This window comes from Kluyvera sp. 1366 (genome assembly GCF_054823405.1).
Map to the genome: position 1 here is coordinate 90,239 of NZ_JBTRDW010000009.1, position 13,626 is coordinate 103,864.

General features: G+C 58.5%; 8 protein-coding genes. All 8 read right to left on the bottom strand.

Annotation, left to right across the window (positions count from 1 at the left end):
• Positions 1–89: 89 nt before the first annotated feature.
• Complete coding sequence (gene recD / locus ACVLVH_RS19630; protein ID WP_192412018.1) at positions 90–1,928, bottom strand: exodeoxyribonuclease V subunit alpha; 1,839 nt, start codon at positions 1,926–1,928, stop codon at positions 90–92.
• Positions 1,925–5,464: an exodeoxyribonuclease V subunit beta gene (gene recB / locus ACVLVH_RS19635; protein WP_498949973.1), complete on the bottom strand. Its 3,540-nt coding sequence runs from the start codon at positions 5,462–5,464 to the stop codon at positions 1,925–1,927. The genes recD and recB overlap by 4 nt, the downstream gene beginning before the upstream one ends.
• The gene (ptrA, locus tag ACVLVH_RS19640; protein ID WP_498949974.1) at positions 5,461–8,358 is read right to left on the bottom strand and encodes a pitrilysin; all 2,898 of its coding nucleotides are present in this window, start codon (positions 8,356–8,358) and stop codon (positions 5,461–5,463) included. Before ptrA ends, recB begins: the two co-directional genes overlap by 4 nt.
• A 107-nt stretch (positions 8,359–8,465) precedes the next feature.
• On the bottom strand, positions 8,466–11,846 hold the full coding sequence (gene recC / locus ACVLVH_RS19645) for an exodeoxyribonuclease V subunit gamma (protein ID WP_498949975.1): 3,381 nt from the start codon (positions 11,844–11,846) through the stop codon (positions 8,466–8,468).
• Positions 11,847–11,915: 69 nt separating this feature from the next.
• Complete coding sequence (locus ACVLVH_RS19650) at positions 11,916–12,257, bottom strand: prepilin-type N-terminal cleavage/methylation domain-containing protein (RefSeq protein WP_110867962.1); 342 nt, start codon at positions 12,255–12,257, stop codon at positions 11,916–11,918.
• On the bottom strand, positions 12,190–12,612 hold the full coding sequence (locus tag ACVLVH_RS19655) for a DUF2509 family protein (protein WP_110867963.1): 423 nt from the start codon (positions 12,610–12,612) through the stop codon (positions 12,190–12,192). The genes ACVLVH_RS19650 and ACVLVH_RS19655 overlap by 68 nt, the downstream gene beginning before the upstream one ends.
• The gene (locus ACVLVH_RS19660) at positions 12,609–13,148 is read right to left on the bottom strand and encodes a prepilin peptidase-dependent protein (RefSeq protein ID WP_192412023.1); all 540 of its coding nucleotides are present in this window, start codon (positions 13,146–13,148) and stop codon (positions 12,609–12,611) included. The genes ACVLVH_RS19655 and ACVLVH_RS19660 overlap by 4 nt, the downstream gene beginning before the upstream one ends.
• On the bottom strand, positions 13,139–13,609 hold the full coding sequence (locus ACVLVH_RS19665; RefSeq protein WP_192236490.1) for a prepilin-type N-terminal cleavage/methylation domain-containing protein: 471 nt from the start codon (positions 13,607–13,609) through the stop codon (positions 13,139–13,141). The genes ACVLVH_RS19660 and ACVLVH_RS19665 overlap by 10 nt, the downstream gene beginning before the upstream one ends.
• Positions 13,610–13,626 lie beyond the last annotated feature (17 nt).

Genomic DNA, 13,626 nt, shown 5'->3' on the forward strand with positions numbered 1-13,626 from the left:
TTATTGCGCAATATCCGCATGGGCAAGCTGCCGCCATTGATATGCGCGATTCATCGCGCCGCGACGGATGGTGCGGAATCGATACTTAATTACTCCCCGCTCAACCGCTCCAGTAATCCGCTGCGTCGCTGGGTACGCAACTGCACGGCACGACGGAACACGCCGTCATCGCTGTACAACGTCAGCTGCTTACGCGCGCGGGTAATCGCGGTATAAATCAGCTCGCGCGTTAACACCGGCAGGAACTGCGCCGGCATCACCAACGCCGTGTGGTCAAACTCCGAACCCTGCGATTTATGCACCGTCATCGCCCACGCGGTATCGTGCGTCGGCAAGCGGCTCGGTTGCACCGCCTTGATGCTGCCATCCGGCAACGGAAAGAACACCTTCAGCAGACCTTCCTCATCAAACAGCGTAATGCCGATATCGCCGTTAAACAGGCCCAATGCGCTGTCGTTACGCGTCACCATCACCGGACGTCCCTGATACCAGCGACTGCCGCCGGTTGGACGACGAATCAGCTGCAGCTGCATCAGCTTCTGCTCAATACGTTGATTCAATCCCTGCACGCCAAACGGCCCTTCACGCAGTGCGCACAGCAGCTGATATCGGCCAAACGCCGCGATAATCTCAGCAGGATCAGCGCGTTGGGGAATGAGTTTCAGGAACGGCTGATAACCGGCGGCAATCTCCGTCAGCATCGCCTGATACGCATCAGCATCCTGCAAAGGTTGACGGGTGATATCGCTGAAACCAGCCTTAAATGCCGTTTCAACCGCCTTTGCATCACCGGCGTTAACCGCTGCGGCCAGTTGGCCAATGCCGGAGTTGGCGTCAAAGCGGTAGCTTTTACGCAGCAGGCAAATCGCGTCGCGTACCGCGGGTGCGCTGCTGTCATCGATGCCCGCCACCCCGCTGCCGGTGAGCTCACTCAGCTGCGCAGCGCGCATCGGGCTGTAACCGGCTTCGGCACAGCGACAGATATCACCGAGCACCGCGCCCGCTTCCACCGATGCCAGCTGATCGCGATCGCCGAGGAACACCACGCGCGCCTGCGCTGGCAATGCGGCAATCAAATTCGCCATCATGCCGAGATCGACCATTGAGGCTTCATCCACCACCAGCACATCCAGATGCAGTGGATTGCCGGCGTGATAGCGCAGGCGCTGTGTTTCCGGCTGCGCGCCTAACAAGCGGTGCAGCGTGGTGGCATCGGCCGGAAAGCGCTGCCGCTCCGCCTCGCTCACAGGCAGCTTTTGCAGCGCCTTGCCCAGCGATTCGGTGAGACGCGCCGCCGCTTTGCCGGTCGGCGCAGCCAACTGAATACGTAACGCGCCTTCGCTAAGACGGATCAGTGCCGCCAGCAGTTTTGCCACCGTGGTGGTTTTTCCGGTTCCGGGACCGCCCGAGATCACCGCAGTTTTCTGCGTCAGCGCCACCGCAGCCGCAATCTTCTGCCAGTTATCCGGCTCGCTGCCAAACAGCTGATCCAGCACTTCCCTGACCCGTTCAGGCGCAAAAGGCTGTGCTGTTGACTGTGACTGAAAGAAGCGTGCCACCTGCCCTTCGTTGTGCCAAAGGCGATGCAGATAGAGACGATCTTCGCTCAGCACGATGGGTGCCGCTTGCTCGCTGCTACTCAGTGCCGACCAGCCGGCTAAAATTGCAGGCCAATCCTGCGGTTTGCCTGCCGCTTGCCAGATGGCCTGGGCCAGCTCCGCATGACGCCCTTTAAACAGGTTGTCGCGGTTCAGCTGTGATAACGGCAAACAGACATGCCCATCTCCCGCTTCCGCGCTCAGGCAGGCCGCCAGCAGCAAACGCGCCGGTTGATCATCATCCGCCAGCAGTTGAGCGAACTGGACATCCAGCGAGCGCAACAAACGCAGCTCAGCCGCCTGTGCTAAAAGCGCGGTCATACCGCTCATGCTGTCGCTCCCGGCCCGCGAAACAGGCTATCCAGTTGTGAAATGAAGTCGAAGGTGGGACGGGTATGAAACACGCCGTTGTCTGGCGAGCTGCCGTCCATGCCACGCAGGAAGAGATAAAATACGCCGCCGAAATGCTGCTCATAATCGTAATCCGGCACGCGATGTTGTAAATAGCGGTGCAGCGCCAGCGTATAGAGCTGGTACTGCAAATCGTAGCGGTGGTCGATCATCGCCTGCGCCATTGCCTGCGGCGTATAAGCTTCATGGCTGTCACCGAGCCAGTTGGATTTATAATCCAGCAGGTAATATTTGCCCTGCCAGCGGAACACCAGGTCGATAAAGCCTTTCAGCATGCCCTGCACCTGACGGAAATCGAGCGGCGGAGCCTGCGCCGATAACGCATCCTGAGCAATCAACGCGCTCAGTTCACGCGCGGTCAGCACATTGTCAATTGGCAGATAGAATGCCATCTCCACCAAACGATCGCTGCTCTGCACCTGCGCCAGATGAATACCCTGCACGTTAAGTGGCGTGCTCAATACACGCCTGATCCACGCACTGAGCATCGGCTGCCAGTGCAGCGGATAGCCGTTTTGCTGCAGATGTTGCGCCAGCTTCTCCTCGGAAGGCGGCTGCGGGAAATCCAGCGATTCGAACAGCTCATGCAAAAACGTTCCCGGCGCGGCACCGCGCGGGAAGTGATGAGGCGTGAGCGCCGCTTCCCCTTCCTCTTCCCGATCCTCTTCGCCGGCTGCTTCCACATCGAAATTCGGCATCACCTCAAGCAGACGATGAGAACTGTGCTGCTGCAAACCAGAGTAACTGGTGACGCGCCACGGATCGGCCAGCACACGCGTTACGTTTCGCGCCCCCAACTCGCTATCGGCGACCGCCTCAACCTGCCAGCGCTCGGCTTGCATAACTTCGGCCAGCACCACCTCGGTGCCCGCCGCGTCCATGTTATGCAGCAACGCGCCGAGCTGTTCGGCTGTTGCCGCTACACCGCGCTGCAACAGAAAACCGAGCGCGCTTTTATGCAAATCGCTCTCGCCCTCTTTCTTACGCGTGCCGCGAAACAGCGGTGCCACGCCGACGCTGCAGTGATAGATCGAACGGGTCAACGCCACGTAGAGCAGGCGCAAATCCTCCGCCAGACGCTCCTGTTCGGCCAGCGCCAGGCTCTCTTCATCGGCTTGCAGATCCAGGACCGCGTTAAAGCTCTCACGATCGTGATAAAGCGCGGTATCCGCCTCGCGAAAACCGGCGGCGAATGGCAGCCACACTAGCGGATATTGCAGCCCTTTAGATTTGTGGATGGTGACAATCTGTACCAGATGACGATCGCTCTCCAGACGCAGTTGCTGGCTGGCAGACTGGCTATCCGGGCGGGCGATCTGCTGTGCCAGATGACGCACCAGCGCGTGTGGGCTATCCAGCTGCGCAGCCGCTTCCTGCAGCAGTTCGCCGAGATGCAGTAAATCCGTCAGACGACGCTCGCCGTTCTCCGATGCCAGTAGATTTTCCGCCAGCTGACGCTCCAGCATCATCTCGCGCAGCATCGGCAAGACGCCACGCTGCTGCCACACCAGCTGCCAGCGGGCAAAGGTATCCACCAGTTCATCCCAGCCGCGCGCATCCTGATCCAGCGCATCCAGCTGCGAGGCATCAAAGGCAAAGAGCGAGGTTGCCAGCGCGGTACGCAGCATGCGCTCCTGCTCCGGTGCCAGTACCGCCTGCAACAGCCATAACAGCTCTCGAGCTTCCGGCGTGGTGTAAACGCTGTCGCGATTCGACAGGTAAACCGACGGAATACCGAGCAGATTGAGCGCTTCGCGAATCAGGTTAGCTTCGTTACGGCTGCGCACTAACACTGTGATGTCAGAGGCTTGTACCGGCCGCAAATTGGGCGTTTTGCCCAGCATCGCGCGCTGCTGCTGCCCGGCCTGCAACCAGCGACTGATATCGGCCGCACACTGCTGCGCCATACGTTGTTGATAATCCCCAACGCTGCAGCCTTCGCCCGGCTGCAGCCAAAAGCGTAACGCCGCTTGCTCAACCTGATCGATACTGACCGACAGTTGCTGGTTGGGAGGCGCAAACTGCACCGGCTGGAACGGGATCTCAGCGAACAGGAAGGGCGCGTCGAGGCGCGCAAATAGCTGGTTAACGCTGTTGACCATCGCAGGCGACGAGCGCCAGTTGGTATCCAGCGTGTAGTGCGCACTGACTTCACTGCGCGCGCGGATATAGGTAAAAATATCCGCGCCACGAAAGGCGTAAATCGCCTGTTTGGGATCGCCAATCAACAGCAGCGCATGCGCTGGCTGATTGATATAAAGCGTGCGGAAAATACGGTATTGCAGCGGATCGGTATCCTGGAACTCATCAATCAACGCCACCGGGAAACGCTGGCGAATCGCCTGAGCCAGTTGCTTACCGCTCGGCTGCTGCAGTGCTTCGTCGAGTCGGCTCAGCAGGTCATCAAAACCCAATAGTGCCTGCTGACGTTTCTCTTTGCGCACCGCAGCGCGCACCTCTACCAGCGCACGCGCAATCACCAGATCGCGCAGCGACAGCGGCTGAGCAAGGAAAGTGTCGATGGCGTCAAACACACTGTGATGCGGCGGATTGCCCTTTTTGGTCTTCTCTTCAAGCATGCGCTGACCGAAGCGCGCCAGTTCGGCGGGCACCTGATAATCAAGCGTTTCGCTCTGCGCCCAAAAGCTGACTTTATTGACCCAAACCGGCAAATTCTTGCTGCTGTAGCTGCGCTTATCCACGTCAGATTGCCCCACCAGCGTCAGCACTTCGTCACCCACCGTCAGCCATTGCGCTTTCATCGCGGCGATACGCGCCAGGTTTTCGCTGTGGCGCGAAGCCAGGGTTTCACTGTCGGTAGGCGGCAGACGCAGGCTGGGCGATTCGCCCTGCAACCACGGACGCAAGGTGGAAAGCAACTGCTCCGGGCCGTTCCATTCGCTGACAATCACTCGCGCGACATCCAGCGTCAGCGGATAGCAGTGACGACGCCAGAAATCGGCAGTCGCCTGGCGCAGCAGCAGCCGTTCATCCTCAATCAGCTGCTGTTCAAACAGCATGCCGGACTCAAAGGCGTTGAGATTCAGCATGCGCTGGCAGAAGCCGTGGATGGTGAAGATGGCGGCTTCATCCATCTGTCGTTCAGCGGCCAGCAGCAGCGAAGCCGCATCGGCGGGCTGTGGAATCTCCTGCAGCAGCTGCATCAGCATCGGGTTGCCGCTGACGCCGCGCAGGCAGGCCAGCCGCAGCTCGTGAATGTTGGCGCGTATACGCCCGCGCAGTTCAGCGGTCGCGGCCTCGGTAAAGGTCACGACCAGAATCTCTTCTACCGACAACGGGCGCGAATAAGCATGTTGTCCGCCCAATCCCAGTAGCAGCCTTAGATAGAGCAGGCCGATGGTGAAGGTTTTGCCGGTGCCGGCTGAGGCCTCAATCAGACGCTCACCGCGCAGCGGCAGCGTCAGAGGATTGAGCGATTCAGGTAGCAGACTCATTGGGCATCACTCTTCACGGGCAACGACTGCTGCAGCTTCTGGACCTCATCCCATGTGGTCCAGCCCGGCAGCTGGGCGTATTCATCTTTGGTCGCGCCATCATGGCTGCCACCGATCTGCGAAATCATCGCCATGCCTTGCTGCGCTAAAACCGCCTGATGGAAGAAGTCGGCCAGGCCGGCTGGCGTCAGTTGCTGAATTTGCTCAATCGCTTTTTCACGCGTATCGAAGGCAAAGTTCTGACGTTTAAAGTCACGGTTAAAGCGGTTCGCCTCTTCATCCAGCGTTTGCGGACGCTGCTTCATATCGTTGATCAGCGCCTGCTGATACTGGGCGAAATCTTCCGCTTTCATGCTGCGCAGACGCTGTTCAGCCTGCGGATAAAATGCCTGGAAGCGTTGCAGTAAAAACGCTGGCTGCTTGCTGTTACTTTGCAGCAGGAAACCGATGCCCCACTGGCGTCCGATCGGCATCTGGTAAGCAAACACCGCATAGCCGAGCTGCTCTTCGGTGCGCAACTGGTTGTAGAACCAGGGTTGAACGATCTGGCTCAGCATGGTGCTGTTGGCCATGCTTTGATATTCGCTGTAGCCCAACGGCACATACAGCGCGGCCAGCGCCGAATCAGTGCTGCTGCCGGCTTTCTGCAGATTGGCCTTCATTGCTTTATCCACCGTCACATAATCACTGTGCCAGTAGCCGTGACCATCGCTGTGCAACTGTTGCTGCAGCTCATCGCCGAGCTGTTTCACGCGCTCTGCAGAGAGATTGCCCACCACCATCATCTCCGGGGTTGCATGATGAATCAGCGCATCGCGGTAATCGGTGACCTGTTTCAGCGTGATGTCTTTCACCAGATTGCGGCGCGTTTCACGTTGGGTGTAAGGCAGCTGCGACAACATCTGCATCGGCTGAATCGCCTGCTCAAACGCTTTGCCCTTCTCTGCCGCTTCCAGTCGATCCAGGTACCAGGATTTGGCCTGTTCCAGCTGCTGCTGATCCGGCGTAAAGGTGGCGTAACCCTCTACCAGCTTCTTCAGCAATTCCGGCAGACGTTGGGTAAACCCGCTGGCGCTAAACACGATGCCATCATCTTCCCCAGTGGAGAAACTGATGCCGCCAACCGAAGCCTGCGAATTCAATTCATCCAGCGCCAGGCTGGAGAGATAGTCATTCAACCCAAACAGCACCTGCTGGCGCGCATCGCTGATCGCCGATTTGTTGCGCAGCGCTAAGGTGATAGCGGCTTTCGGTTCGCTGGCAAACTGCTGACTTGGCATCCAGTAAATACGCATGCTGTCGCCATTAGTCAGTGCGACCGGATGATCGTAGGTTTTGCCATCGGAGGGGATGATGGCGAAATCCGACGGAATGTAGGGATTCAGCGTGGGCATCGACAGCTGGAGCTGCGCGGCACGTTGCTGCCAGTCGCTAATTTGGGCGTCGCTGATTTTGTCCACCTGATAGGGCGCATTCACAAAGTAGGCTTCTTTGTTATGCGGCTCCTGCGGACTGATGTACCAGATGCGCGCGTTCTGCGGCGTCATTTCGTCGAGACGCGTTTTGATTGCCGCGGGATCGAACTGATCGGCCAGATAAGGCGCATCCAGCGTGTGTTCAACCGGCACCCGCAGCATGGTATCTACCAGCCACTCGATGTAATCCATATCACGGGTAATTGATGGGTAGCGGAAATCCAGCGCCAGCACGTGGGAGACTTCATCGAAGTATTCTTTACTGATGCCTTTGCTGCGCAGCATATCAAGGTAGTTGAACACCGCACCCACCACTTCATCGCGCTGCGCCAGACCTTTGTCGGTTAACGACACGCTGATAGCGAAGACGCCGCTGTTGCGCTCGGTCATCGGGTCTGCACCGGCGCTGACGCCATCCGCCAGCCCTTGCTTTTGCAGCCAGTCGTTGAGAGTGTTTTTGCTGCGATTGCCCAGAATGTAGCTGATCAGCGTATCGGTTTTACTGCGGAACTGGCCGCTGTTGTTCGGGATGCGGAACTCAATTTTCAACTGCTTGCGCGGCTGTGCGGGCACGTAATGGATAATGATGCCCTTTTGCGCGTCGGTCACTACCGGCACGTCAATCTCTGGCACCGTCGTTCGATGATTAGCCACACGACCAAAAGTTTTTGCCGCAATGTCGGCCATCTCTGGCAGCGGTTTGTTACTGTAAATCACCGCCTTCATCAGATTGGCGGAGTAGTGGCTGTGATAAAAATCGGTCAGCGCCTGATGCAATTTGCTGTCCGGCTTGTCACTCAACGTATCAAGGTTGCCACCGGAATAGCGCGAGCCGGGATGCGCAGGGTTGAGAGTTTCTGCGCCCACCTGTGCCATACGCAAGCCATCGCGTGAGCGAGCCATGGTCAGCTCTGCATTAACCGCATGGCGTTCACGATCGGCATTAACCGGATCGAGCAGCGGTTCAGCAATCGCATCGGCCAGACGATCAACTGCGGGCTGCAACGCGCTGTTTTCCACTTCCAGATAGAACGCCGTGCGATACGACGCGGTGCTGGCATTGTGGCTGCCACCATTTTTTTTCAGGAATTCGGCGAGATTATCAGGCTGCGGATAACGCTTTGAGCCCATTAACACCATGTGTTCGAGATAGTGCGCCAGACCCAGCTGCTGATTAGGATCATCCAGCGAACCGATCGGTAAGGTCAGCGCCGCCAGCGATTTAGGCGCTTCGGCATCCGAGACCAGCAGCACGATCATACCGTTGTTTAACGTAATCGCCTGATAACGGCGTGGATCGTGATCGCTTTTACGAATGGTGTCATTGATGGGTTGCCAGCCGCGATCGGTATCGGCAAAGGCATTCAGCGCTAACGTGCTCAGCAGCAGCGCTCCAATCCAGCGTGCGTAAATCCGCATTTAAACCCCTTACATTACCCTTTTCCGCTGGCTGTGTGCCCAGCAGTGAAATAGACAAACTTTCTTATCGTGTCAGGAACAACCTCAAACGAGGCCGTATCCCCTTGCTATTCATCATTTTGATGCGCCAGGCGCACCGGCAAATACCATTGGCGTGCGGCGGCAGTAATCGCCTGCACGGCATCATCGTCCAAAGACCGACTCAGGCGTTGCAGATAGGGATCGCTGCCCTCGCCTTCCACCTGGAAACCACCCTGCCAGGCTTGCAGTAATTTATTAAGTGCCTTTTTCTGCGTGGCTTCGTCTTCCAGCAACTGCTGCGACTTGCTATCAAAGCTGGCTTCCAGCCAGGCTCCGCCGGATTTATTCAGCAGCATCAGCGGCTCGACTAATCCGGCCTGGTAACCCGCAACATACGCATGCAGAAGCGACAGCGCCTGTTCAGCAGGCAGCGCCGCGAAGCGCCAGTGACTCTGTTTACGGCCGTACATGCGGCTTTCACCGCTGCCGCCCAACGCGCAATACACCAGATGTTCAAGCCATAGCAGCAGACCATCGTTCATGTTCAGCACGCCCGGACGCCAGCGCAGCAGGCCATCAGCTTGCACCTGCGTCAGCCAGCCGGTCAATTGCACTGCGCCTATCGTCAGATTGATTTCCCAACTTTCAGCGGGCTGGCGTTGACCACTCACCTCGGCGGCCACTTCCTGCATCTCTTCGGTCTGGCTCTGCCAGAAAAGTTCCCCGAACGCGCCATAAGGCAGATTGCCAGCGGCGCGGTGACGCGCATACAGCTGCGCCGGATCGTCACCGTTGACCAGCGTATTCAGCAATTGGGCGTTGATTTGGTAGCGTTCCAGGCTGTCAGGCGCGAACGGTTCGCTGTCGGGCAGCTCGCTCTCTTCCATCCAGAAAGCCACCCCCAAGCGCTGCTGGAACCAGGCGCGCACCGGATGGCGCCAGAAACGCAGCAGTTGCTCCAGCGACAAGGTTTCTATCGGTGCAGGCAGCAAGGGCTGCACAAAATCCGGCTGTGCCACGCCGCTGCCGGTGGCTGCGGGCAACCACTCCGCAGCAAAGCTTTGCCCGTGTGCGCCCGGCTGGAAGTTCTCTGCGGCAAACGGCATGCGGCTATGCAGCTTTTGCAGATGTTCGCGCACGCGCTGCTCGCTGATATCGGGTTCAAGCGCTTCATCACCCGGCAGACGGAAGCTCTGCCCCAGGTAATCCACCAGCTCGCTCACTAATACCGATGGATAGCGCTCGGTGTTGTCCTGAATCGCCCGGCCGATGTAACTGATATAGAGCTGCTGCTGCGCCGAGATCAGCGCTTCGAGGAACAGATAGCGGTCATCATCGCGGCGGCTACGGTCGCCTTTGCGCATCTGTTGCTGCATCAGGTCGAAACCCAGCGGTGCTAAAGTGCGCGGATAGACGCCATCGTTCATGCCCAGCAAACACACCACTTTGAAGGGAATTGAACGCATCGGCATCAGCGTACAGAAGTTGATGGGACCGGCGAGAAAACGCTGGCTGATACGCTGTTGATCGAGGCGTGAACGCAGTTCATCACGCAGCAGCGTAACCGGAATCGGCTGTTGATACGCCGCCTGCATGCCCTGCTCGATAATCTGTTTCCACTGCGTTTCCACCAGCAGCAGCGCGGCTTCACTTTCGGCGTCTCCGCTAAAGAAGCACTCAATCAGCTCACGACACAGCGGCTGCCACTCCGCTAACGTGCGCTCTTCTGCCAGACGCGCACGCCACTCTTCGAGTCGCGATAGCAGTTCAGCCAGATGCCCCGCCAGCTCAGCGATCAAACCGCTGGATTCGTCATACGGCAGGATCCCTTGCCAGTCGCCGTTGCGGCTCTCCAGCGCATAGCCGAGCAGCATACGCTGCAGGCCGAAGCGCCAGGTGTGTTGTCCGGTTACCGGCAGCGCCAGCGCTTCCACGCTGGCATCGTCCAGTCCCCAGCGAATGCCGGATTCCATCACCCAGCGGCGCAGCAGGCGCAGCCCGCTTTCATCCACCGAGAAGCGCTGCGCTAATGCGGGAACCTCAAGCAGCGCCAGCACATCTTCGGAGGCAAAGCGACTTTCAGGCAGCGACAGCAAGCTGAGCAGCGCCAGAATTGCCGGGTGCGCCTGACTGGCGCGGCGGTCGGAGATGGCGAACGGCAAATAGCGTTCGCTCGGCGCGCTGGCAAAAGCGGCCTGAATAAAAGGGGCGTAGCTGTCGATATCCGCCACCATCACGATGATGTCGCGTGGTTTGAGTTCGGGATGGGCTTCCATCAGCGTGAGCAGATGATCCTGCAGCACTTCAACTTCACGCTGTGCGCTGTGGCACACCTGCAGCGTGATCGAGCGATCTTCAGGATCAAGCAGCCGTTTTTCGGCGCTGTTCGCCAGCTCACCGGCGTTGAGGCCAATGATCGCTTTATCGTCCAGATTGAGCAGATCCGCTTGCACGCTGTGCAGCAGATTGTCTTGAGGCACCTCGACGAAAGCATCAATGTCGTTGGCGGCGGATTCCATCTGGCTCAGCAGATACAGGTTATCGCGCCCCAGCTTGCCCCATGACGCCAGCAGCGGATTGGTCAACTGCTGCTCGCCGATATCGTTAAACAATGCTGACGCGCTACCCGGATCGCGGAACAGCGGTTGCAGCTCATCCGATTGGATGCGGCGGCGCTGGCGGCTTTGCAGCTTCGCCAAAAAGGCATAATCCTGAATGTCGCCCCAATAGTGACGGCAGGGATTGGTGAACAGCAGATGGATATCAATGTGACGGCCCAGCGCTTCCAACGCCTGCAAATAAACCGGCGGCAGCGCGGAGATACCGCAAATAAATACGCGCTGCGGCAAGCCCGGCGGCGGCATTTGCGCCTGTTCCAGCTTTTGGATAAAGCGCGCATAGAGGTTAGCGCGATGCCACATCGGTTGACCCAGGCTTTCGGTAAAGTTAACCAGATCGCACCACAGCAGCGCCTGCCACTGCTGCGATTCGCCTAAGCCATCAATCCGTTCACCGCGCTCCCAGCTGTTGAGCCAGTCCGAGCGATACACCAGATATTGGTCAAACAGATCGGCAACACGGGCGCTGAGCTGATACAGCTTGCGCTTGTCGTCGTCATCATTGAGGTAGTGACGCAGCGGCTGGAAAGCGTCCTGCTCCAGCAAAGTTGGCAAGCGATGCATCAGCTTCCAGCTCATGCTGGCCTTGGTGAAGGCGCTCTCTTCAGGAATATCGGGCAGCACCTTAACGAACATGTTCCAGATGAAGCTCGCAGGCAGCGGGAAATCAATGTTGGCGGCAATGCCGAAACTGTTAGCCAGTTCCATTTGCAGCCACTGCGCCATGCCTGGGCTTTGTACCAGCACCTGTTCAGCCGCCAGCGGATCGGTCAGCGGTTGATTTTCAATCAGAATACCTGCCAGATTTTTCAACAGATCAAGCTGATTAGAGTGATAGACCCGGAACATATTTCTCCTAAACACAAGACAACAACGCAGCCGAGCCACTCTACCGTTTATCACCTGCGATGCCTACCGCTAGTGGCAATTGAGCTGCGCCAGTGAGGCGGAACGCTGCTGTGGCCCCGTAACCGTGACGCGCTCCAGCGTGCAGCCGCCCGCCAGGCTCTGCTGCTGGCGCTGACTCTGCCATCCCTCAACGTCACGGCCAAGCAGCGCCTGGCCGGCAACGCGCCACGCCTGACGCTGCTGCCACTGCTGGCTAAACCCCAGCGCCAGCGCGCGATGATATTGCAGCAATGTGCTGATGGTCATCGCCAGCAACAGCATCGCCACCAGCGTTTCCGCCAGGCTAAAGCCCTGCTGCTTCTGGCTGGCACAGCGCCGGCTGCGACAGCGGGCAGTAATCGATCCAGCCATGCGCTTGCGGCTGGGGTTGCGTGTTGGGGATGGATACCCAACGATAGAGCCACAGCGCGCGCCCTTCTCCATGTCCCGATAACAACGCATTGTCATCCTCCATTCGTAGCAGGCAGCTTTGCCACTGTTCTGCTGTCCATTGCTGACATTGCCAGCCGGTGGCCTGCGGCCAGTTTTGCACGCTGCCCCACGTTAACGCCGCCTGCGCCTGCCAGAAATCCTGACTGTGCAGCTGCTCATCAGCCACTAACACCATGCCTTGCGAGAGCTGCGTTCGCGTGGCGTGTAGCGTCAATCCGCCCATCAGTAACATCATCAGCACCATGCCCAGCGTGCTATTGCCGCGCTGCTTCACAGATTGATTCCTTCTATCCAGCTTGCCAGCTCTACGCTTTGGCTGTTAGCGTGTCCCGCCAGTTGCAGCACCAGACGCGATCCCTGCCGTTCAAGCTTGAAGGCATCGATGGTGAGAAACGCCGGATCGGAGAGTTTCTCCCAGCCGCTGCTGTTGCACTCATCCACGCCGCGCTGCATTTCAAGCTGTCCGCTGCGCAGCCGATAGCCGTAATAGTCACTTTCGCTATGGCCCACGCCTTCCCAGCACCCGTTGCTGTTCTCATCCCAGCGCAGTAAAACGCAGCTGCCGCTGGCGGCAATCGTTAGCGCCGAACCGCTGCACTGGCCGTGGCAATAGCCGGCTCGGCGCAGCGCTTTTTGCAGCGTATTGGCGATCTGCTGCAGCTCCTGCTGTAACTGCACGCGCTGTTGCAGGCGCAGATTCTGCTCCAGCAGCAGCGGTAAAAATCGCCCGACGCTGATCATCAGCACCGCTCCAATCGCCATGGCAATCAGCATCTCCAGCAGGCTGAATCCGCGTTGCGCTATTCGCATCCTTTCTCTCCCGGCTGACAGGCACGGATGCGCGCTCTGGCGGAGATAATTAAGCGCCAGCGTCCCGCCGCACTGGCGAGATCGATGCTGCCAGGACGCGCGACATCACGCCGACCGTAAAAACCGACGTCACCATTGATGCCGACAAGGCGCACGCTGTCGTGCGGCGGTTTAAATAACCAGCGCGAGGGCAGTGCGCAGCCTTCTGCAGGTTTAGGTCCCGCCCCAAGACAGCCGTTTTCACCGCTCTGTACCCACAGCGTGAGATCGCGGTTGTGCCAGTTAGCATGGGCGCGCAAGCGCAGAAGAAATCCCTGCAGTTGCAGTACGCTGTCGCGCAGCTGTTGATATTGCTGCCAGCGCTGCCAACCTTGCAGCGCGCCGACGCTAAGTATGCCGGCGATCACCATCACCAATAACAGTTCGGGCAAAGTGAAGCCGTGGTTATCGTTTCTGTTCATGGCGGGTAATGTGCCCA

Bases quoted from the DNA above. Each gene is read 5' to 3' on its own strand.
- recD (WP_192412018.1), bottom strand. From the start codon at position 1,928: ATGAGCGGTATGACCGCGCTTTTAGCACAGGCGGCTGAGCTGCGTTTG.
- recB (WP_498949973.1), bottom strand. From the start codon at position 5,464: ATGAGTCTGCTACCTGAATCGCTCAATCCTCTGACGCTGCCGCTGCGC.
- ptrA (WP_498949974.1), bottom strand. From the start codon at position 8,358: ATGCGGATTTACGCACGCTGGATTGGAGCGCTGCTGCTGAGCACGTTA.
- recC (WP_498949975.1), bottom strand. From the start codon at position 11,846: ATGTTCCGGGTCTATCACTCTAATCAGCTTGATCTGTTGAAAAATCTG.
- ACVLVH_RS19650 (WP_110867962.1), bottom strand. From the start codon at position 12,257: ATGGCTGGATCGATTACTGCCCGCTGTCGCAGCCGGCGCTGTGCCAGC.
- ACVLVH_RS19660 (WP_192412023.1), bottom strand. From the start codon at position 13,148: ATGCGAATAGCGCAACGCGGATTCAGCCTGCTGGAGATGCTGATTGCC.
- ACVLVH_RS19665 (WP_192236490.1), bottom strand. From the start codon at position 13,609: ATGAACAGAAACGATAACCACGGCTTCACTTTGCCCGAACTGTTATTG.